General features: G+C 52.0%; 18 protein-coding genes, 1 tRNA gene and 2 pseudogenes. 15 read left to right on the plus strand and 6 right to left on the minus strand.

The window, feature by feature from the left end:
• From J1781_RS06165 to J1781_RS06185, 5 genes and pseudogenes are all read left to right on the plus strand, one after another.
• Positions 1-385: pseudogene (locus J1781_RS06165) on the plus strand (T6SS immunity protein Tli3 family protein); the annotation flags it as partial.
• 3 nt (positions 386-388) lie between these two features.
• On the plus strand, positions 389-2,416 hold the full coding sequence (locus tag J1781_RS06170) for a Tle3 family T6SS lipase effector (RefSeq protein ID WP_217233337.1): 2,028 nt from the start codon (positions 389-391) through the stop codon (positions 2,414-2,416).
• The gene (locus J1781_RS06175) at positions 2,413-2,670 is read left to right on the plus strand and encodes a PAAR domain-containing protein (protein WP_129992345.1); all 258 of its coding nucleotides are present in this window, start codon (positions 2,413-2,415) and stop codon (positions 2,668-2,670) included. Before J1781_RS06170 ends, J1781_RS06175 begins: the two co-directional genes overlap by 4 nt.
• Positions 2,670-4,109, plus strand: a complete 1,440-nt coding sequence (locus J1781_RS06180; protein ID WP_217233338.1) for a KPHS_23130 family T6SS system protein — start codon at positions 2,670-2,672, stop codon at positions 4,107-4,109. Before J1781_RS06175 ends, J1781_RS06180 begins: the two co-directional genes overlap by 1 nt.
• Before the next feature lie 2 nt (positions 4,110-4,111).
• Positions 4,112-4,744 (plus strand): hypothetical protein, encoded by a 633-nt coding sequence (locus tag J1781_RS06185; RefSeq protein WP_217233339.1) that lies wholly within the window; start codon positions 4,112-4,114, stop codon positions 4,742-4,744.
• A gap of 172 nt (positions 4,745-4,916) precedes the next feature.
• Here the strand turns inward: J1781_RS06185 and J1781_RS06190 are convergent.
• From J1781_RS06190 to J1781_RS06200, 3 genes and pseudogenes are all read right to left on the minus strand, one after another.
• Positions 4,917-5,339, minus strand: a pseudogene (locus J1781_RS06190) (tyrosine-type recombinase/integrase); the annotation flags it as partial.
• A 195-nt stretch (positions 5,340-5,534) separates the two neighbouring features.
• A tRNA-Arg gene (locus tag J1781_RS06195) sits at positions 5,535-5,611 on the minus strand.
• A gap of 145 nt (positions 5,612-5,756) precedes the next feature.
• Positions 5,757-6,668 carry an L-lactate dehydrogenase gene (locus J1781_RS06200; RefSeq protein WP_129955575.1) on the minus strand — a complete coding sequence of 304 codons (912 nt, stop codon included), beginning with the start codon at positions 6,666-6,668 and terminating at the stop codon, positions 5,757-5,759.
• A gap of 185 nt (positions 6,669-6,853) precedes the next feature.
• On the opposite strand from J1781_RS06200, the gene folD reads away from it, so the two are divergent.
• The gene (folD, locus tag J1781_RS06205) at positions 6,854-7,726 is read left to right on the plus strand and encodes a bifunctional methylenetetrahydrofolate dehydrogenase/methenyltetrahydrofolate cyclohydrolase FolD (RefSeq protein ID WP_129955576.1); all 873 of its coding nucleotides are present in this window, start codon (positions 6,854-6,856) and stop codon (positions 7,724-7,726) included.
• Positions 7,727-7,758: 32 nt separating this feature from the next.
• Positions 7,759-7,977 (plus strand): ribosome-associated protein YbcJ, encoded by a 219-nt coding sequence (gene ybcJ, locus J1781_RS06210; protein ID WP_013576535.1) that lies wholly within the window; start codon positions 7,759-7,761, stop codon positions 7,975-7,977.
• 98 nt (positions 7,978-8,075) lie between these two features.
• Here the strand turns inward: ybcJ and J1781_RS06215 are convergent, their stop codons facing one another.
• Positions 8,076-9,143, minus strand: coding sequence for a DUF1176 domain-containing protein (locus J1781_RS06215; RefSeq protein ID WP_129955578.1), 1,068 nt, complete (start codon positions 9,141-9,143; stop codon positions 8,076-8,078).
• Between the two features lie 254 nt (positions 9,144-9,397).
• Between J1781_RS06215 and J1781_RS06220 the strand changes: the two genes are divergently transcribed.
• On the plus strand, positions 9,398-10,573 hold the full coding sequence (locus tag J1781_RS06220) for a hypothetical protein (protein ID WP_217233340.1): 1,176 nt from the start codon (positions 9,398-9,400) through the stop codon (positions 10,571-10,573).
• Between the two features lie 55 nt (positions 10,574-10,628).
• Here the strand turns inward: J1781_RS06220 and nudK are convergent, their stop codons facing one another.
• Both nudK and J1781_RS06230 read right to left on the minus strand, forming a co-directional pair.
• Positions 10,629-11,219, minus strand: coding sequence for a GDP-mannose pyrophosphatase NudK (nudK, locus tag J1781_RS06225; RefSeq protein ID WP_129955580.1), 591 nt, complete (start codon positions 11,217-11,219; stop codon positions 10,629-10,631).
• 72 nt (positions 11,220-11,291) lie between these two features.
• On the minus strand, positions 11,292-11,582 hold the full coding sequence (locus tag J1781_RS06230; protein ID WP_129955581.1) for a winged helix-turn-helix domain-containing protein: 291 nt from the start codon (positions 11,580-11,582) through the stop codon (positions 11,292-11,294).
• A gap of 330 nt (positions 11,583-11,912) precedes the next feature.
• Here J1781_RS06230 and acrD point away from each other — a divergent pair, with 330 nt between their 5' ends.
• From acrD to J1781_RS06265, 7 genes are all read left to right on the plus strand, one after another.
• The gene (gene acrD / locus J1781_RS06235; protein WP_129955582.1) at positions 11,913-15,068 is read left to right on the plus strand and encodes a multidrug efflux RND transporter permease AcrD; all 3,156 of its coding nucleotides are present in this window, start codon (positions 11,913-11,915) and stop codon (positions 15,066-15,068) included.
• Positions 15,069-15,516: 448 nt separating this feature from the next.
• Entirely contained in the window at positions 15,517-15,900 is a 384-nt protein-coding gene (locus J1781_RS06240; RefSeq protein WP_217233341.1) for an ArsC family reductase, read from the plus strand.
• Between the two features lies 1 nt (position 15,901).
• Complete coding sequence (gene dapE / locus J1781_RS06245) at positions 15,902-17,029, plus strand: succinyl-diaminopimelate desuccinylase (RefSeq protein ID WP_217139348.1); 1,128 nt, start codon at positions 15,902-15,904, stop codon at positions 17,027-17,029.
• Between the two features lie 11 nt (positions 17,030-17,040).
• The gene (locus tag J1781_RS06250) at positions 17,041-17,700 is read left to right on the plus strand and encodes a M15 family metallopeptidase (protein ID WP_205951638.1); all 660 of its coding nucleotides are present in this window, start codon (positions 17,041-17,043) and stop codon (positions 17,698-17,700) included.
• Positions 17,701-17,710: 10 nt separating this feature from the next.
• Positions 17,711-17,896, plus strand: a complete 186-nt coding sequence (locus J1781_RS06255; protein ID WP_013576544.1) for a YpfN family protein — start codon at positions 17,711-17,713, stop codon at positions 17,894-17,896.
• A 109-nt stretch (positions 17,897-18,005) separates the two neighbouring features.
• Positions 18,006-19,304: an ATP-grasp domain-containing protein gene (locus tag J1781_RS06260; RefSeq protein WP_238483478.1), complete on the plus strand. Its 1,299-nt coding sequence runs from the start codon at positions 18,006-18,008 to the stop codon at positions 19,302-19,304.
• Between the two features lie 2 nt (positions 19,305-19,306).
• On the plus strand, positions 19,307-20,407 hold the full coding sequence (locus J1781_RS06265) for a phosphoserine transaminase (RefSeq protein WP_129955586.1): 1,101 nt from the start codon (positions 19,307-19,309) through the stop codon (positions 20,405-20,407).
• Positions 20,408-20,514 lie beyond the last annotated feature (107 nt).

Raw genomic sequence — 20,514 nt, forward strand, 5'->3', positions numbered from 1 at the left:
TTTGACTGATGACGCTATCTATATCAAAAATGAAGGTTATACCGCTGATAAATATATGGTCAATAGTACAGGTGCATTCATACAGCCACGAGAGGTTTTAATAAACGATATTTTTTACAAAAAAATGCTGACGATAGGTATCCCTCAAGATGTATTAGATAAGGAAAACCCTTTAGGAATAAGTGGTAGATTGTTATCAACAAAATATTCTTATACGGCCGAACAACTTTCTGAACTTGGTAGTAAAATAAGCATAATATATTATGACATAAGAAATAAAACACCCGAGGATGTAATTCCTAGCTTGGAGTTATCTTCTCAGATTACAACTCACTTTAGTTGTAATCTCGATTTACTTCCCCGCCAATCTGAAAATCAAGGATGATTTATGTCTGAAGCCTATCAACACGATCAACCTACTCGCTTACTGAACAGTGAAACGACACCTAATGGTATTCAACAAGCCAGAAGTACTATGAGTCCGCAAAATGTTTGTGTTCGGGGGGAGATAAGAAAAGATATCCAACTCCCGGGCTTGGTTATCTTTGTTCACGGCGTAAACTCGGAAGGTGAATGGTACACACCAGCGGAAGAAAACCTTTGTGAAGGGCTTAATCAGCGTCTTGGCCTGAAAGGCACAAATTTTGCCCTAAAACCCAATGCATATAATGAAGGCGGCATCTTTCCGGCAAAGATTACTAAAAGTGAACGTTCTCCAATTATTCGGTTTTACTGGGGATACTGCGCAAAACCAGGTACCGAAAAAGATTTCGCCATTCCGCTCAGAACAGAAAAAGGGATTAGCTATAATGATCTCAATGATGAACAGATAAAAAACAATAAATATCCATTTTTCTGGGGCGGTGGCCCTTTTCAAAACGGTTGTACTTCCCTGTATTCATTGTGGAGCAAGTACGGTTTCAGCAAATGGGTCAAAAAAATCCCTATCCCCTTCAGTACGCAGTTTATCAATGAAGAAACAGACCGTCTTTTGGCAAACGCACCGCCGCGTGAATATTACTCGCATGCTGCTGAACGACTGGCTAATTTGGTGAGAAAGATCCGCGAACTCAGCCCGACGGATACCGTAACGGTTATATCTCATAGCCAGGGCACTATGATTGCTACTGCCGCAGCGGCAATGGAGGGTGCCGCGCCCGATGCGCTCTTTGTGATGAATTCTCCGCTCTGTCTGGAAAGCAAAGGGATGGACTATCTCTCCTATCCATTAGCGGAATGTATTTCTGAAGCCGCGAGACGCGTCACCTTTGCTGATATTGTCGGCAAAGTGGCTGAAAATAAGGACCGGCTTAAGAACGCCAACCCGAAGAAACTCGTCTGTGGTGTTGATGGTGCGTGCGAGAACTGGCAACCGGATGGGAAAACCTCCAATCCGGATGTTCCTGAGCGGGATAATCACGGCCGCACGTATATATATTGCAGCCCGCATGACCGGGTAATGGGGTCGTCACCCTTATTGAGTATTGGCTGGCAAGGGCTTCCCAATACGAAAGCCAGCAACTATACCCAGCCGCACCCTGTTTTTGCGATGGTGCCGGAAAACTCACTTTTTGTGCGCATGCTCGCCCGTAATATGGCCTGTGGCGAAGCACCGAATCCGCAAACGCCGTTCGGTACGTTGCCGGATATGAGCAGGGACTGGAAACCAAATGGCGGTAAAAAATTCTGGGACAGCAATGATTCTGTGTTTAGTCGCCAGGCATGGCCTGATCCGGACCCAAACCAAAAGCTGTTTATCAATGCCGAACAGGTCCCTCTGCCAATAACTGCGGAGCAGCTGGCTGATTTCGATAAAGACCGCAAACATATTGAAGACTTACCCGCCGATAAAGCAGCACATTCAATCTATCTGGCTGATAAAAATTATGACAGCTATGGTTATAGCTGGAGCACCAATGCCCCGGAAACAGGGAAGCCCAACGACAATACCTACAAATACTACATCAAGCTGTATGGCTTCAATGAGCGCAAAACCTTCCCTGTTTCGCCAGGCTCAGGCTCTCCCTACGATAAACGTAATGTTGACAGGGAAAGCGTTGAACAGATGCGATCGCGCATAAGCCAGTATATTTCCCGGCCTGCGGACCACAGTGATTTACCTCAAAACCCGTTATTCCTTCAGCAGGTGATGGCCTACGACTTGCCAATTGGTTTCTGCAATATCGGTCAGAACGAAACGCAGATGCAGATGCTGCGCGATATGGCTGACTGGACACATATTGGCTCAGATGATTACTACCAAACAGGCACTTTCACGCCACCTCCGCTGCCGCCCATTATCCGTAAAGACGTAGATGCTGATGCCCGGCAGCGCTATGACGCCGCAGTGAAAAAGGCCGAGGCTGACAATATCGCATTAGTCCGGGCACAGAAACCGCAGGGAGAACTCGCATGAAAAATGTCGTGGTTCTTGGGGATAAAACTTCCCACGGCGGCGCTGTGGTTTCTGCTTCATCGACGTTTGAGATTGAGGGCAAAAATGCGGCGTTGCTACATGACATGGTGAGCTGCGAGGAACATGGTCCTAACCGCATTATCGAATGCGAGCCAGATTATGAGGAGCAGGGAAAAGGGATTGTGGTACATCTGTGCAAAACTGAATGTGGGTCGGTAGTCTATGCCAGCTTCCCTGATGCAGGGTTCGAATAATGGGCTGGTCAGTTCCCAAGGCAACGTTACCGCAAAAACCCATGTCATGGTCGCCGTGGGTCTGCGTGTTTATTTTTCTGCTGGCTTTTGCACTGGCTTTAGTCTGGGTAGTGCTCGATACGCCATCAACCGGGTTGTATCCGTTGTCTTCAGGTCATTATCTGCCGCTGACCGGCTTCACGCTGGTGGGGATATTGTCGTCTCTGTCGCTTTATCTCCTGACATGGGAAACCGGTGCGCTGATGTATTACAGCTGGACACACTGGCAGGCAAACACCAATGCAGCATGGCAAAACTGGACACATCAGCATCTGCATATTGTTGATAGCGTGAACTTCACCACCCGTCTGGATTTATACCCGCAGGTCGCGGGCCTCTCCCGTCCAGAAGGCGATAACGAGGAGCCTGCGGTGTTGCTGTTTCCTGACGATGACGTGCCGCCGGGGATTTATCGCTTTGAAATCATCTGCCGCCATATCCTGGCGTCGTTTGAAGACGCCATTAAAGCGCTGAATCTGCCAAAACAGGTAACGTTCAGACTCTTTGTGCAGACGCAGACGGAGGTGACTGAAACACACATTCTCTACCTCGAAGAGCTCTGGCAAACGCTTTATCCCGGTTACTCGTTACAGGTAAACCCTGTCGGCCCGCAGGCGTCTCTGGAAACTGTGGGAACCTGCTTAGACGCACGCACTCCCTCTCTCGTTATTGCGATGCAGTACTACGACGGTGTGGAGGAAAAGCCTCTCAGCGAAATCGCGACCGGCCTGCTGCTCTCCCCCGCCAACTTGCTTAGACCCGATGCCGTGCAAAATGCCCCGCAGCTCTTCAGAACCATGCCGCTAAATCTGAAAAAACTGCCCGAGGATTTGCTGGAACTGCGAGACATGACGCAGCAGCCGGCAGAGTCTCTTCGCCTGCTGTGGTTCTCCGGGCTGACCGACACCCTGCGTCAAAAGCTCAATGCCGTTGTCCATGACCTGAAATTACCGCTGCGCCAGGAAGCCCCTATGGGCGGGCAGCTGGATTTCGACAAAGGCTGCGGAGGGTATGGGTCACTTTCAGGCTGGCTGATGATCGGCGCCGCCGCTGATATGATTAAGCGCGGTCAGGGCAGCCAGTGGGTATTGGCCGCCGCAGAAGAGTCAGCCTGGGCGGTGGTTGTCGGGACTCAAGCGCCGGTTCAGGCTGACTATCACAGCCAGTTACCCCGCGATGTCTACCCTGCCGGATGCCTGGTCGCTTCACTGCTGTTCAATCTGGTGTTGTTCTGGTCCCTCGGCCATGCCTTCCCGGACTGGCTGTTTTCTTTCCGGGGCACAATCACGCTGATCCTGACGCTGGTCGTCACGATGATTGGCAGCGCCGTGGGCCTGCGGATCATATTGAATCGCCTGCTTGAACCGCACTTTATCCGTTCTGCGCAGCAAGGAAGCTGATTGTGAAGAAAATCATTACACGTCTGGGAATATTGTTCCTGCTGCTGGCCGTTGCAGTCGCGATTATCAGTGTGTTCCGGCAATTCAGCGTGTTTTCTTCGTCCTCAAAGCACTCCGGCATTTTAATGACCGTTCTGATCATCACGCTGATTGTCGCGCTTATTGCCCTGTCATTTACCCTCGTCACCACGTCGGCCAGCTGGCGGGTCCCTGTGCGCCCCAAATTCGCATCGAAGGGTACAGAATCGGAGCGGCCTGTTCAGCCGTCCATTGATGTTGGCCGGTTGAGATCTGCACTCAGGCATCGCTACGGCCTGCGCTGGAAGCGCAAACTCCCCTGGCTGCTGGTGATGGGTGAAGTGACCGATATTGAAGCGGTCGCGCCGGGGCTGACAGAATCCGGCTGGATGACGGTCGGCAATACCCTGCTGTTATGGGGCGGGTCGCTGGCGGCGGGCGGCAATACGGCAGATCTTCAGGCGTTGCGCCGTCTGCGTCCTCATGCCCCTGCCGATGCGCTGATTTGGGTCAGTCATGAGGCGCAATACACTCAGGCGGAACACGCGCGGATTCTCCGGTCTGGCGGGAGTTGTCTGCGGGTATTCATCGCCGCGCCGGTCATCCGGTCGGCGTAACGGCGCGAACAGTGGCGCAGTGGAGTAGCGCCGCCGCGATGCTGGTTCTGGCCATCGGTACGACAGTATCCGGCATCAGCAACTACCGGCTGGTGACCGGCAGTGCAGAACAGGTTCAGCAGGCAAAAATCTCCCCCCTCGCCTGCAGTCTTGTCTTCACTGCGACAGAGGGTGCAATCGGGCGCTTACCGATATCCGGGAAGATATCATTTTCAAACGCTTCCATAATGTCTTCAGCGTAACCCTTCGACCAGTTAGGGCGTTTGTACTCATGCCATTCCAGAGCGATCGCTTTGAAAGTATTTTCCACTGTCGCTTTGCGAGCTTGTTTCTCAACCTTTTTCTGTTCGCTGGGATCGATAGCGTTAACAACTTGCCGCTTAGCTTCATCTCTCCGCTGCCTGGCTTCAGATAAAGAAATCTCAGGATAGATACCCAACGCCAGCATCTTTTGCTTACCGTCAAAACGGTACTGTAAGCGCCAGTATTTAGATCCATTAGGATGAACCATTAAATGCATTCCTTCGCCATCGGTAAGCTTATAAGGCTTGTCGGTAGGCTTTGCACTTCTTACCTTTACATCGGTTAAGGCCATTTGAGGCCCTCCGTTGCTGGCTGTTGGTACAAGATTTCATTGAACGGGGATATACCATCACATATACCAACAGATACTACTTGATGCAGGTAGATGTAGGTAGACTCAGAGAGAGTTTCGACGCACCAAAAACAGCCAACCCACTGAATTTCAGGCATAAAAAAAGACGTCGGTTGACGTCTGTTTACTTCGAAATGGTACGCCCTACAGGATTCGAACCTGTGACCTACGGCTTAGAAGGCCGTTGCTCTATCCAACTGAGCTAAGGGCGCATTGCTTGTCCCTTTCGGGAGCGTTGCGGGTTCGGATTATACGGGCAGACCGGGATGAGTCAATGGCTTTCGAACTCACTGCTTAATGCCTGAGCAATTTGCAGATATTCCCGGCTGTCTTGCAAGGTTATGTACACGGTATCGGCTATTTGTCGGATTTCAGCGCGGCAGCTATCACACGGGCGGAAGCATGATAAGCCACGCTTTCGTAAGCGGTCAGTTCCGGCAGCAGTGTTTGTACAATGCCCTTTTTGCCAATGACGGCTGGCTGACCAATATAAACGCCCAGTTTTTCATCCAGGGCAGAAACCGGATACACGCTATGGGCGTCAGACAAAATGGCATTCACCAGTCTGGCAGTGGCTGTAGCAATGCCAAAACTTGTCCACCCCTTCCCCTGCAGGATTTCCCAACCTCCGCCCCGTACAGCATCGTTCATTTTTACCCAGTCGACGTCACGGTCGCCTGCCAGTTCAGCCACCGGGCGTCCGCCGAGGGTGACGGTACTCCAGGCCACAAACTGTGATTCTCCGTGTTCGCCCATCACATAACCGGTGACACTTTTCGGATCAAAGCCAAAAAATTCGCCCACGACACGTTTCATGCGCGCGGTATCAAGCGAGGTGCCGGTGCCGAAGACCTGTGCGTCAGGGAATCCGCTGGTCTGCTGAATAATCTGCGTAATAACATCACACGGGTTGGTGATGTTGACGATCACACCGCCAAAGCCGCTGGCAATCACGCGGGGGATCACTTCGCGCACGGCAGCGCGGGTCTCAGCGAGTTCTTCCAGGCGGTCTTCACGCAGCAATGTTTTCGGTCCAACGGCAATCACCAGGACATCGGCGTCATGCAGCTCGCTATAATCATTGGCAATAACCTGTACGCGTGAGGTCGTCAGCGACGCCATGTCGCGCAACTCCAGCGCCTGACTGGCTGCTTTAGGTTCGTTTTCGTCGAGCAAAACTATTACGTCACACAAACCCTGCGTGACCAACGAGAATGCAACGTCAGCACCCACATGACCGGCACCGATGATCCCCACTTTGCGTGTCATTTGTTCCTTTCCTTATGATTTAAAAAGAGCCAGCTCTAAAATAGACACTTTTTCCGCCCCTGTCTCAGGTTAAATTTTCAGCCGTGAATAACAACTTATTCGCATTCAACGCCTGACAGCGTCCGCCGCTTCTGACAAAATAGACTTATCCCCCTGCATTAATTAATTGATGGATTTACTCCCTGATGGCAGCAAAGATTATTGATGGTAAAACGATTGCGCAGCAAGTCAGAAGCGAAGTTGCGGCGCGTGTTCAACAACGACTGGCTGAAGGAAAACGCGCCCCAGGTCTGGCTGTCGTGCTGGTCGGTGAAAACCCGGCATCACAGATTTATGTCGCCAGCAAACGTCGTTCTTGTGAAGAAGTCGGGTTTATCTCCCGTTCTTATGATCTCCCTGCCACCACCACCGAAGGTGAGTTGCTGGAACTGATCGAAAAACTCAATAACGACAGTGCCATCGACGGCATTTTGGTTCAGCTTCCCCTGCCTGCCGGTATCGATAACATTAAAGTGCTGGAGCGTATCCACCCGGATAAAGATGTCGATGGCTTCCATCCGTATAATGTCGGTCGTTTGTGTCAGCGTGCACCGACGCTGCGCCCATGTACACCGCGCGGCATTGTGACGCTGCTGGAGCGTTACGGTATTGATACCTTCGGGCTGAACGCTGTTGTTATCGGTGCTTCCAATATTGTGGGCCGTCCGATGAGCATGGAATTACTGCTGGCCGGTTGCACCACGACCGTCACGCACCGTTTCACCCGGAATTTGCGCCACCATGTTGAGAATGCCGATCTGGTGATTGTCGCTGTGGGTAAACCGGGCTTTATTCCAGGCGAATGGATTAAACCAGGCGCGATTGTCATTGATGTCGGTATTAACCGTCTGGAAAGTGGTAAAGTTGTCGGCGATGTGGAATATGATGCCGCCGCTGAGCGTGCTTCCTTTATCACACCGGTGCCGGGCGGCGTAGGCCCGATGACGGTCGCGACGTTGATTCAAAATACCTTGCAGGCATGCGAGGAATATCACGATATCAGTGCCAGTAAGCCTTAAACCATTTGCATTACACAAAAAGTCAGGAATACATGGAAACTTTCTTTCTCGAAAAACACCCGCACGTTGAACTGTGCGATCTGCTCAAATTTATGGGCTGGTGTGACAGCGGCGGTACGGCGAAAGCAGTGATTGCCGAAGGCCAGGTTAAGGTCAACGGTAAAGTCGAAACCCGTAAACGCTGCAAAATCGTTGCTGATATGAATGTTGAGTTCGCCAGCAATAAAGTCGTTGTGAAAGCATCCGAATAATCTTTCCTGCGACGTTGCAACGTAAAAGAAAATGCCCTGGAAGCGAAAGCTCACAGGGCATTTTTCATTGACAGGCTGAGCACAAGCCCGGGCATCCGTTACGGCTGCGTCACCCACAATACCGGCCATTCTCCACCACGGCTATAACCATCGCAGCTGGGCTCAGAGGCAAAAGCCGCCAACCGGAACTGTTTGCCATCAAACACCCAGCGCGAAGAGACGCCACAATCACCGATGCCTCGTCCTTTATCGTAGGTCGAGAGCATACCGGTTTTCGGGTCGAAATCAGCGTTGATAAGCTCCGGCGACTCATCATCCTCACCCAGTTTAAACGGCATATTCAGCGTCAGATTTTCCATTTTATAAGGCGCCTGTCGCGAAACCAGGAAACCCAGCGCATACAGGTTGTATGCCCCCATATCGCAGTTGACGGTCATCAGGGCCTTATCGTTGCTCAAAGCGAAAATATGCACTTCACGTTCGGAAGGGTCGAGACTGCAATCGTTATTTTCAATGGTGGTCGCGGCATTTTGTGTAATGGCTGAAATCTCGGTTTCAGATAACGCATGCGGTTCGCTGAAACGCGCAATGACCGGCGTGGCCGGGATCGGCGGCACACTGCTGGCAGGTTTTGCACCCCGGCTAACCCAGGCGGTTTTGGTGCCGACACGGCCTTGTTGCGCATCAATCGCCAGCAGCGCGGCTTTTATGCCTTTGAGGGAGATTACCGGCCTGACAGGCTGAGCCGGGTCGGCTTTTACTGCCAGCTGAATGCTACTGCCTTCGCGAACAGTGGCGATAAAATCATTCACCACCAGACGGTTAGTGGTGGAAAGATGTTTTGTACTGACATCCCATTCGCGGTGATTAAAACTCAGCGTTTTGCCGTTCATCTGCAAATGGTTAGCAACCGGCACATCCGCCGTCTGCTCATCACTGTTACGCTGATAATCAATACTGACGGAGGATTTTCCTTCCGGTCCGGCTTCGCGGGTGATTTTCATGACCAGCTCCTGCCCGTCCTGCGAATTGCGCGCGACACAGTGATTCAGGTTGTCACAGCTGACCTGCCAGTCGTTATAAATAGCCTGCAACGGCTCAGCCTGCACACTAAAAGCCAGTATTGTGGCCAGCAGGCATAAAGGGGCGGTTATCCATTTACACATTATGAGTTTCAGCTCTGTTCGAAATTATCTTTCTGATAATAGCGTAACCCCCGGCAAGACTCTGCCACCAATTCAGCATTTTTTATTCGGATTTAGAAAGAGATACTCTGCCAGCAGGGTGTGCGGCAGACAATAATTTTTCATGACAGGCAAGAAGCCGTAATGGTGACGCAGGGAAACTTTCAGTACACTGGCTGAGCCAAAAACAAACAATAATGGCGAAAGGATGAAGATCATTTCTCTGGGAGATACGGATGAAGTTATTGGTTTTGATGATAACGCTGTTATCACTGCCTGCGCTGGCTGAAGAGCCGCCGGTGGTGTACGCCGGCACACTGGGTAGCACCAGTATTGTTGTCGAACTCGATTTAAATAAACCTGACGAAGTCACCGGCCGGTATTTCTATCAAAAATACCGGCTGGATCTGCCGCTGAACGGGGTGCTGGATGGTCAGGAACTAAAATTACAGGAAGGCCTGGATGATTTCGACGATACGCCGCGTCCTGAACTGACGCTGACCAAAGATGAAAACGGTGGCTGGCAAGGCAACTGGACTAACCCGCAGGGCAAAAATCTGCCGGTTAAGCTTCAGCCTGCGCAATTACCGGCAGCAGCCACTGACGACGGCTATCTCAGTTCTTTGTTCCACACCGATCCGTATGAGTATTTGCGTTTATCCGCGCTGCAACTGAAAGCCGGTAAAAATGAACACTTTATGGGTTATCAGCTGCAATGGTGGACTGAGCCACAGTCGAAAATCAGCTTCTTTGAGATTGTCTCCGGCTATCCGGAAGCCAGTTTACCGGCCATTAACCAGAAGCTACGCGCCCGTTTATGGCAGGAAGTCAGCGGCTGGCATGCCTGTATGCTGGGTGCCAGTCGTTTTGGTCAGGGTGAATATCAGCAGACAGTGACGCCTGAATACATGAGCGACCAGGTCGTCAGTATCAGCGTGTTTACTTCTTATGATTGCGGTGGCGCGCATCCTGATTTTGGCGAGGCACCGATCAACCTGAACGCAAAAACTGCAGAAACACTGACGCTGGAAGATGTGGTCTGGGTGGGCGATGGTGCACCATTCCACTATCTGAATGCTGAAGATCGCGCCCTCACCGGTAAGAACGATGTGGATTTCGATACCTTCGCCCAGTACCGCGATAAAAAATGGGCACCGTGGCTGGTAAAACAGCTGGCAGTGGCCTATCCGCAACAAATGAAAAAACCGACAGAAGAAAGCGAAGACGATTGCGATTACTCAGACCCGTCGGTCTGGCAGTTCCCGGCCTGGTATTTCACGCCAAAAGGGCTGTATTTTGATCCGACCTTTGCCCGCGTTATGCGTTCGTGCGAAGGCCCTGAATGGTCAGTTTTACCGTGGTCTGCCATGAAAGGTCACGCAGGCAGTACCGTGATAAACATGGAGCACTGAAACAACAAAGGCACCTGCGGGTGCCTTTGGCGTTAATGCATTTCGCCGGTCTTCTTTACGCCAGCCAGCCCTGAATCTGCGCATATTGCAGCAACATGATGGTTTTACCATCTTTGATGCGCCCGTCTTTGATCATCGCCAGTGCCTCGGTAAATGGCACCTCCAGCACATCAATGTCCTCGTCTTCCACACCACCACCGGCGTTCTGACGCTGCGACTCATCATATTCCGCCGCAAAAAAATGTACGATTTCTGTCACGCTGCCCGGCGACATATAGGCTTCAAAAAGTTTATCTACCTTGCCCACCGCAAAACCGGTTTCTTCGATGGCTTCTTTACGGATGCAATCTTCCGGCGAGTCGTTGTCGAGCAAACCGGCGCAGGTTTCCAGCAGCATACCGGTCGGGTTGCCATTGACGTAGGTCGGCATACGGAACTGTCTGATCAGCAGGACGGTTTTCTTAGGACGATTATAGAGCAGAATCGTCGCGCCATTACCCCGGTCATACACTTCGCGGGATTGCGGCTGGCGTTCGCCATTACGCTTGATTAAATCATAGGTATATTTGCGAAGAACATACCAGTTATCAGACAGTAACTGGTTCCGGACGTTTTCGATTCTGGATGAATTGTCATCAGATGACATAAAGCGTGCCTCCGCTCAGAGGGGGTGAGAGAAGCCAGACATCATAGCGATATTACACCGCGCCCGCCAGATTCAGCCGTGCTCAATTGCATTAAGCAATTGTTCACGATGGCGTTCAATCCACTTTGCATCCAGTGGCCCCCAGCCTGAAAGCTGATAATACCCGTCATTGTTGCGTACACCTTGTTGCACAAACTCCAGCTCAACGCCCATGCCCGGCAACGCTTTCAGAACGTCCTGCAAAGTGCGGCGCGGCCAGCCGGTGATTTCCATCAGTTTCGGTACGTTCGGTTTTTGCTCAGTGTCCAGCAACCAGCAAAGGTAGAGACGACGGGCGAAAACCGAATTTAACATCAAACTCATCTGAACGGCTCCGGTATGGACATAAGAATGGGGGCTAAAAAAAGCGGGTAGTCAAAGCGTAGCCGCTTTTAGCGAATCTGTCTGCGAGATAACCCTGTGTGCGGGGAGGTTTTTTTTACATTATCTCCTTTATTTCTCCACGTTTTATACGTGATGAGAAGGTAAAGTGCACTGATGTAGCACTACACTCTAACACTTGCTCAGTCCCGCCGGGACGGTACCGCCTCTGAGAAGATGACGCTCAGGGGATTTTTTTGTCAGATTACTGACATTGTGTTTGTTTGCTGATGTTAGTCACTCACGCCAGAGTGACAACGAGGTTTCTGAAGCATGGCTAACTTTTTTATCGATCGCCCAATCTTTGCCTGGGTTTTAGCGATCATCATTTCTTTATCCGGCGCACTCGCTATCTATTTTCTGCCGGTTGAGCAGTATCCCGATCTGGCTCCGCCAAACGTCAGGATTTCTGCAACCTATCCCGGTGCATCAGCACAAACATTAGAAAACACTGTTACTCAGATTATTGAACAAAACATGACCGGCCTCGATAATCTGATGTACATGTCTTCACAGAGTAGTAACGACGGTAAATCGCAGATTACCCTGAGTTTTACTGCCGGAACCGATCCGAATGAAGCGCTGCAACAGGTACAAAATCAACTGCAACAGGCGCTTAAACGTCTGCCACAGGATGTTCAGACGCAAGGGGTGACGGTATCAAAAACCGGTGATACCAACCTGATGATGGTGGCGTTTGTGTCCACAGACGGCAGTATGGATAAACAGGATATTGCCGATTATGTGGCTTCCAATATTCAGGATCCGCTGAGCCGCGTGCCCGGCGTCGGCAGCATCGATGCTTACGGCTCACAGTACGCGATGCGTATCTGGCTGGATCCGGATAAACTCAATAATTACCAGCTGACCACTGCCGATGTGGTCACCGCCATCAAAGCGCAAAACAGTCAGGTCGCCGTGGGCCAGCTCGGCGGCGCGCCTTCGGTGGATTTTCAGGCGCTGAATGCCACCATTAATGCCCAGGCGCAGTTACAGACGCCGGAGCAGTTCCGTCAGATCACGCTCAAAGTAAACCAGGACGGCTCACAGGTTAAACTTGGCGACGTCTCAACTGTCGGTCTTGGTGCGGAAAACTATGCCCTGCTGAGCCGGTATAACGGGCAGGCTGCGTCCGGTATGGGCGTGAAACTGGCGTCCGGTGCCAACGAACTGCAAACGGACAAAGCCGTTCGTGCACGTCTCGACGAACTCTCTCACTATTTTCCACACGGTCTGAAAGCCGAAATTGCCTACGAAACAACGCCATTTGTTAAAGCGGCAATCACGGACGTCGTGAAAACGCTGTTTGAAGCTATCGTGCTGGTGTTTTTGGTGATGTATTTATTCCTGCAAAACTTCCGCGCTACATTGATCCCGACGATTGCCGTGCCGGTGGTCTTACTGGGGACTTTCGCCGTATTGCATCAGTTCGGCTACAGCATAAATACCCTGACGATGTTCGCGATGGTGCTCGCCATCGGCCTGCTGGTGGATGACGCCATCGTGGTGGTGGAAAACGTCGAGCGCGTAATGAGCGAGGAAGGCCTCAGTCCCCGAGAGGCGACGCGAAAATCGATGGGGCAAATTCAGAGTGCGCTGGTCGGGATTACGATGGTGCTGTCAGCGGTATTCGTGCCGATGGCGTTCTTCGGCGGAACCACCGGCGCGATTTATCGCCAATTCTCCATCACGATTGTCTCGGCGATGGTACTGTCAGTCTTTGTCGCCCTGACACTGACACCGGCGCTGTGTTCGACCATTCTTAAACCCGTCACGCAGGGGCATCACCACGGCAAACGCGGCTTCTTCGGCTGGTTTAACCGGATGTTTGACCGCAACGCCCGTCGCTATGAGAACGGCGTGGCACGGGTGCTGCGTAACAGCCTGCGTTACATGCTCGGTTATGCCGCACTGGTCGCGGTGCTGGCGGTCATGTTTATCAAATTACCCACGTCGTTTCTGCCACTGGAAGACCGCGGGGTATTCACCGTGCAGATTCAGTTGCCGCCGGGTTCGACGTTGCAGCAAACCCAAACAGTCGTGGAAAAGGTCGAAAAGTATTTTCTGACTGAAGATAAGAAAGACGTACTGTCGGTGTTCTCGACCATAGGTGCAGGGCCGGGTGGTAACGGGCAGAACGTCGCACGTATGTTTGTGCGCCTGACGCCATGGGATGAACGTACCGGCACAGATGACTCTTCCTTTGCCCTGATTGAACGGGCAACCAAAGCGTTTAACAAGATCACTGAAGCCCGTGTTATCGCCAGCAGCCCACCTGCCATCAATGGTCTCGGCAGCGCGACCGGCTTTGATATGGAATTACAAGATCACGCCGGGCTGGGCCACGACGCGCTGATGGCGGCACGTGATCAGTTACTGGCGATGACCGCTAAAGACAGCAATCTGACCCGTGTGCGTCACAACGGTCTGGATGACAGTCCGCAGTTGCAGATCGATATCGATCAGGTGAAAGCGCAGGCTCTGGGTGTGGCAATTACGGATATCAACAGCACGCTGAGCACCGCGTGGGGCTCAACGTACGTCAATGACTTCGTTGATCGTGGCCGCGTGAAGAAAGTCTATGTGCAGGCCGCAGCAAAATACCGCATGTTGCCGGATGATATCGATCGCTGGTATGTGCGAAACTCGGCCGGAACCATGGTGCCCTTCTCCGCTTTTGCGACGTCAAAATGGCTGACCGGTTCGCCACGTCTGGAACGTTATAATGGCTATTCCGCGCTGGAAATTGTGGGCGAACCGGCAGCGGGTATCAGCAGTGGTACCGCCATGGATGATATGGAAAAACTGGTAGCAAAATTGCCGGTCGGGATTGGCCTTGAATGGACCGGACTGTCGTATCAGGAAAGGCTGTCAGGCTCACAGGCACCGGCGCTGTATGCGATTTCCCTGCTGGTGGTATTCTTGTGTCTGGCCGCGTTGTATGAGAGCTGGTCAATTCCGTTCTCCGTCATGCTGGTGGTGCCGCTCGGGGTACTGGGGGCGGTCATTGCCACCTGGCTGCGCGGGCTGGAAAACGATGTCTATTTCCAGGTCGGGATGCTGACTATCATTGGTTTGTCGGCGAAGAACGCGATTCTGATTGTCGAATTTGCCAATGATCTGAATGTCCGCGGGAAGGCATTACTGGAGGCCACCCTGGAAGCCGCAAGAATGCGTCTGCGTCCGATTCTGATGACCTCGCTGGCGTTTGTTTTCGGTGTTTTGCCAATGGCAACCAGCATGGGTGCCGGTTCAGGCAGCCAGCACGCGGTCGGTACTGGCGTGATCGGCGGGATGATTTCCGCAACGATTCTGGCCATTTTCTTCGTGCCGTTGTTCTTCGTCCTGATCCGCCGCCGGTTTCCCGGGAAAATCGTGCATCCGGTGATTGCTGATATCGTTGAGACTGTGCCCGCAGAACATAAATAACGGTGCTGGATAACGGACAACAAAAAAGGCGTTAATAGAGATTAACGCCTTTTTTATTAATGATTTACTGGCTGTGAGAATCGTCGATAAATCGGACGTAATGATCTTCCTGAACAAACGTTTTTTATAATGACGTGCTGCACTGAGAATAAATCTTTTCTTTGCTTTAACGGTAACGATGTGGGGCAATTACGCTTTCAACATACGGTCGATAAAGTCTTTCCAGTGACCTAACTCTTGTTCTAACATTTTACTCCCCTTGATTGGACGAACGCATTATACGTCTATTTTTTAACCATGCAAAAACTCCATCATTATTTTTTAAGCGCGATCACAATCCCGCCCCGTCTGGATCCTGCCGACGTTTTGCCTCATTATGTGTTCTATCCTTACGCCCGTTTTTATGCGGGTGAAAAGTTCTTATTTTACTGACAGGTTACGTTTTTCTATGGCAACGACTTCTGCTCCAACCTCTTTTATTCTCTACGGCATAAAAAATTGCGATACCGTCAAAAAAGCCCGACGCTGGCTGGAAGAAAACGGGGTTAACTATCAGTTTCATGATTACCGTGTCGAAGGACTGGATGGTGCGTTGTTGCAAAACCTGCTGGATAAACAGGGCTGGGAAGCCATGCTTAATACCCGCGGGACAACCTGGCGTAAGCTCGATGAAACGACACGCGCCGCCTGCAATAACGAAGCCAGCGCCAAAGCCGTGATGCTGGAACAACCTGCGGTAATCAAACGCCCATTTTTACTGGCCGCAGAGGGTCAGTCCCTGCTGGGATTCAAACCAGAAATCTATCAGCAATTCCTCGCACAGGTGAAGTAACATGAGTTGTCCGGTTCTCGATTTAGCCCAACAGTTAATCCGCCGCCCTTCCCTCAGCCCGGATGATGCCGGTTGTCAGGAGATTATGATTGCCCGCCTCAGGGCCATTGGTTTTCACATTGAACCGATGCATTTCGGCGATACCCTGAACTTCTGGGCAACGCGGGGAGAAGGTAAAACGCTGGCATTTGCCGGACATACCGATGTCGTCCCGACCGGCGATCACAAACTCTGGGTCACCGGCCCGTTTGAGCCCACGCTGCGCGACGGCATGTTGTATGGTCGCGGTGCAGCAGATATGAAAGGTTCCCTGGCGGCAATGGTGGTGGCAGCGGAGCGTTTTGTCGCCGCCAATCCCCGCCATCAGGGGCGTCTGGCTTTTCTCATTACTTCTGATGAAGAGGCCAGCGCCGTTAACGGCACCGTGAAAGTAGTGAATGCGTTAATGGCGCGCAATGAACGCCTTGATTACTGTCTGGTAGGTGAGCCTTCCAGTACCACGCGCGTCGGCGATATCGTGAAAAATGGCCGCCGTGGCTCCATGACTGCCAATCTGCATGTCCATGGCGTTCAGGGACACGTCGCGTATCCGCATCTGGCAGATAATCCGGTGCACCGCGCCATGCCGGCACTGAACGAACTGGTCGCTACCGTGTGGGATAACGGCAACGAATTCTTCCCGCCGACCAGCATGCAAATCGCCAATATCAACGCGGGCACCGGCAGCAACAACGTCATTCCGGGCGAACTGTATGTGCAGTTCAACTTCCGGTTCAGCACCGAGCTGACCGATGACATTATCAAACAGCGCGTGGCAGAACTGCTGGACCGGCATAACCTGCAATACACCCTGAACTGGGTGGTTTCCGGCCAGCCCTTCCTGACATCACGCGGTGCGCTGGTGGATGCGGTGGTCAATGCGGTGCGTCATTACAGCGAAATCACGCCGGAACTGCAAACTACCGGCGGTACTTCAGACGGGCGTTTTATCGCACTGATGGGGGCGCAGGTGGTCGAACTCGGGCCGGTCAACGCCACTATCCACAAGATCAATGAATGCGTCCATGCCGCCGATCTGCAGGTGCTCAGCCGCATGTATCAGCGCATCATGGAACAGTTAGTCGCATGATCGATCACGAGATGCTGACCGGGCGCTCCGTTGCACATCTGGTGACGCTGGGTGAAGGGCCACACCGGTTGCAGAAAGAGGCGGCACACGCATTTGAAAAAATGCATCAGGCAGCCCGTGAGGCTGGTTTTGACTTACAACCGGCCAGTACCTTTCGTGATTTCGATCGGCAACTGACCATCTGGAATGGCAAATTTCGCGGCGAACGACCAGTATTAGATAAGAACAGCCAGCCGGTAGATATCCGTGCACTGACGACCGCAGAACGTTGTGAGCTGATTTTACGCTGGTCTGCACTGCCGGGCGCCAGCCGTCACCACTGGGGCAGTGATCTGGATGTGTATGATCCTTCATTGCTTCCGGCAGGTAAAACGCTGCAACTGGAGCCGTGGGAATATGAGCAAGACGGGTATTTTTATCCGCTGAACCAATGGATGTCAGCGCATATGGCAGAGTTTGGTTTTTACCGCCCGTATGCCGAAGACCGCGGCGGCGTGGCTGTCGAACCCTGGCATCTGAGCTACCAGCCGCTGGCGGCGGAATGTGAAAAACAGCTCACGCCGCAGGTCTTACTCAGCGCCTGGACCGGAAAAGACGTGGCTGCCGCAGACTGGTTAGCCGGGCAAATAGACACCCTTTTCCCGCGATTTATCGCCCCCTCACCCCTTTAAGGAGTACACCATGGAGTGGATTAAAGATTACTGGTGGATCGTTCTGATCATTCTGGTCGGCATGTTCATCAGCGGTATCAAAGAGCTGAACCGCGTTGATGTGAAAAAGTTCCTGAAAGACAAACCTGAAATCCCGCCGCATCGCGACAATAATGCCGAGTGGGATAAAGATGACGACTGGCCAAAGAAAAAGTAACGCCCCGTCAGCCTCTCATCGTTAATCAATATTAGTCGGCGGATAATCTAGCGATTCTCCGCCGATTGACTTTCTCTCCTGCCATTATCATGCGACATGAAACTGATGCATGGAGAGAGCAAGTCCTTTGCAAACATTACCTATTTCCCGGGCGGACCACGCAGTGCCTGAACGCTTCGACGCCTCGCAATTTCTGGGTCTGGCTCCGTTTTTACGCATGAGCATCGCAGGCGAAGAATGGTCTGACATTGCGCAGGTGCTGATCACCCGTGCGCAGCAATCCCCTGATGACGCCGTATTGTGGATGAATCTTTCTACCGTCATGCTGTGTCTGCAACGCACTGAACTGGGTCTGACTATTCAGAATCAGGCACTGGCGATGCAGCAGGTCTATACCCTTCGTGCCGCGCGACAACCGGCAACATTACGCTTACTGATACTGATGGTGCCCGGTACGCTTTCTGCGAACGTACCGCTGGATTGCCTGCTGGAAAACAGCGATATCGAGCTGATTTATTACTACATTACGCAAGAAGCCCCGTTTGAAGCCCCGATCCCTGAGCACGATTTAATGATGGTCGGCATCAGCGCCACCACTGAAAATTTGTTCCTGTTGCAGCAACTTGAGAATGTCACGCAACATTGGCCGGTGCCTGTTATCAATGCGCCACAACATATCCCGAATTCTGAGCGCCACACTGCCAGCCGGTTGTTGCAAAACAAAGCCGGTTTAGCCATTGCACAGGCGCATGCGGTGACATTTGCCACTTTATCGGCCGTCGCCGCCGGAGAAACCACGCTGCACGATGCGTTGCCTGAAAGCCACTATCCGGTGATCCTGCGTCCTGCCGGTTCGCACGGCGGCCACGGTCTGGAAAAAATTACCTGTCAGAAAACACTCGCGGACTATCTGACCCGCGTGCAGGTTGAAGATTATTTCCTGTCGCAGTTTATTGATTACAGCAATAAAGACGGCCAGTTCCGTAAGTACCGAATTTCGTTGATCGACGGCGTGCCTTATGCCTGTCATATGGCGATTTCATCCCACTGGATGGTGCATTACGTGAACGCTTTCATGTACGAAGACATTCAAAAACGCGAAGAAGAAGCGGCATTTCTGAACAACTTCCGGGCATTTGCGACGCGCCATCAACAGGCGCTGCAAGCGATTTATGACGCCACGCAACTTGATTATCTGGGCATTGATTGCAGTGAAACGCCGGACGGCAGGTTGCTGGTGTTTGAAATCGATCCGGCCATGGTGGTACATGCGATGGATCTGGAAGTGATGTTCCCGCACAAACAAATCCACATGAATAAAGTTAAAACAGCATGCCGCGAGTTGCTGCTATCCCGTGCCCTGGCGCACACCAACATCTCTGCTGATGCGTTTAAAGGACAAGAATAAATATGATTTCACGTAACGCTCTGAATTTCTCCGGTGGACCTGGTGCATTGCCGGAAACCGTGCTCACTCAGGTTGAAGCTGCAATAAAAGAAGTGCCGGAGGTGGGGCTGTCGATACTGGGTATCAGCCACCGTTCAGACTGGTTTGCCGCCATTGTGCAGGAAACAGAAAACAACATCCGGGCCCTGCTCGGGTTATCGAAAGACTTCCATATCCTGTTCCTGCAGGGCGGTGCAACGCAGCAGTTTTCGATGGTGCCGATGACCCTGTTACGCGGCCAGAAGCACGCCGCCGAATATCTGGATACCGGTTACTGGAGCAGTAAAGTCGTCACCGAAGCGCGTCGCGAAGGGCCGGTAAAAGTCCTGTGGAGCGGTGAGTCCTGCGGATTTAACCGTCTGCCTGCGGACGAAGAGCTGGCATTCTCGCCTGATGCGCCGTATCTGCATTATGTCTCTAACGAAACGGTGGAAGGATTACAGTTCCAGCGCGTTCTCGGCCGCGACGATGTGCCCCGTGTCTGCGATATGTCTTCTGATTTTCTGTCCAAACCGTGCGATGCGAACAAATTCTCCGTGATCTACGCCCACGCACAGAAAAACATCGGCCCGGCAGGCGTCACCATCGTACTGGTGCACGATACCGTCGTGAAAGCATCTTCAGATGAATTGCCGTCATTCCTGAACTACCGTCGTCAGGTTGAATCCCATTCCAACCTCAATACGCCGCCGGTGTTTGCGATTTACGTTGTACTGCTGGTCACCCGCTGGTTGCTCAACGATGTTGGCGGTCTGGAAAATATGGAACAGACCAACCGCCATAAAGCGGAACTGTTGTACGCGATGCTCGACAACAGCAACGGCTTCTACAATGGCTGGAGCAGCAAAGCAGACCGTTCATCTATGAACGTGGCCTTTAAATTGCCTGATGCGGACCTGGAGAAAAAATTCCTGGCAGAGAGCCATGAAGCTGGCTTTTCCGGCCTGGCGGGTCACCGCGCGATTGGCGGTATCCGTGCCTCTATCTACAACGCCCTGTCGCTGCCGGCAGCCGAAAAGCTGACGAACTTCATGGATGATTTCATGCGTAAGAACCGCAAATAATTGTAGCGCGGCGAAATTTTCTGGACTGTTTTGCGCTCATTTCTGGACTGTCTAACGACCTATAAAATGCCTTTTTTGGACTGTCCAGAATTGATTGTAACGTCATT

The organism is Rahnella perminowiae (assembly GCF_019049695.1).
GTDB classification, from domain to species: Bacteria; Pseudomonadota; Gammaproteobacteria; order Enterobacterales; family Enterobacteriaceae; genus Rahnella; species Rahnella perminowiae.

What these genes read in the sequence shown, in the direction of transcription:
- J1781_RS06170 (WP_217233337.1), top strand. Translation starts at nt 389, where the DNA reads ATGTCTGAAGCCTATCAACACGATCAACCTACTCGCTTACTGAACAGT.
- J1781_RS06175 (WP_129992345.1), top strand. Translation starts at nt 2,413, where the DNA reads ATGAAAAATGTCGTGGTTCTTGGGGATAAAACTTCCCACGGCGGCGCT.
- J1781_RS06180 (WP_217233338.1), top strand. Translation starts at nt 2,670, where the DNA reads ATGGGCTGGTCAGTTCCCAAGGCAACGTTACCGCAAAAACCCATGTCA.
- J1781_RS06200 (WP_129955575.1), bottom strand. Translation starts at nt 6,668, where the DNA reads ATGACACGCAAAGTGGGGATCATCGGTGCCGGTCATGTGGGTGCTGAC.
- folD (WP_129955576.1), top strand. Translation starts at nt 6,854, where the DNA reads ATGGCAGCAAAGATTATTGATGGTAAAACGATTGCGCAGCAAGTCAGA.
- ybcJ (WP_013576535.1), top strand. Translation starts at nt 7,759, where the DNA reads ATGGAAACTTTCTTTCTCGAAAAACACCCGCACGTTGAACTGTGCGAT.
- J1781_RS06215 (WP_129955578.1), bottom strand. Translation starts at nt 9,143, where the DNA reads ATGTGTAAATGGATAACCGCCCCTTTATGCCTGCTGGCCACAATACTG.
- J1781_RS06220 (WP_217233340.1), top strand. Translation starts at nt 9,398, where the DNA reads ATGAAGTTATTGGTTTTGATGATAACGCTGTTATCACTGCCTGCGCTG.
- nudK (WP_129955580.1), bottom strand. Translation starts at nt 11,219, where the DNA reads ATGTCATCTGATGACAATTCATCCAGAATCGAAAACGTCCGGAACCAG.
- J1781_RS06230 (WP_129955581.1), bottom strand. Translation starts at nt 11,582, where the DNA reads ATGAGTTTGATGTTAAATTCGGTTTTCGCCCGTCGTCTCTACCTTTGC.
- acrD (WP_129955582.1), top strand. Translation starts at nt 11,913, where the DNA reads ATGGCTAACTTTTTTATCGATCGCCCAATCTTTGCCTGGGTTTTAGCG.
- J1781_RS06240 (WP_217233341.1), top strand. Translation starts at nt 15,517, where the DNA reads ATGGCAACGACTTCTGCTCCAACCTCTTTTATTCTCTACGGCATAAAA.
- dapE (WP_217139348.1), top strand. Translation starts at nt 15,902, where the DNA reads ATGAGTTGTCCGGTTCTCGATTTAGCCCAACAGTTAATCCGCCGCCCT.
- J1781_RS06250 (WP_205951638.1), top strand. Translation starts at nt 17,041, where the DNA reads ATGCTGACCGGGCGCTCCGTTGCACATCTGGTGACGCTGGGTGAAGGG.
- J1781_RS06255 (WP_013576544.1), top strand. Translation starts at nt 17,711, where the DNA reads ATGGAGTGGATTAAAGATTACTGGTGGATCGTTCTGATCATTCTGGTC.
- J1781_RS06260 (WP_238483478.1), top strand. Translation starts at nt 18,006, where the DNA reads ATGGAGAGAGCAAGTCCTTTGCAAACATTACCTATTTCCCGGGCGGAC.
- J1781_RS06265 (WP_129955586.1), top strand. Translation starts at nt 19,307, where the DNA reads ATGATTTCACGTAACGCTCTGAATTTCTCCGGTGGACCTGGTGCATTG.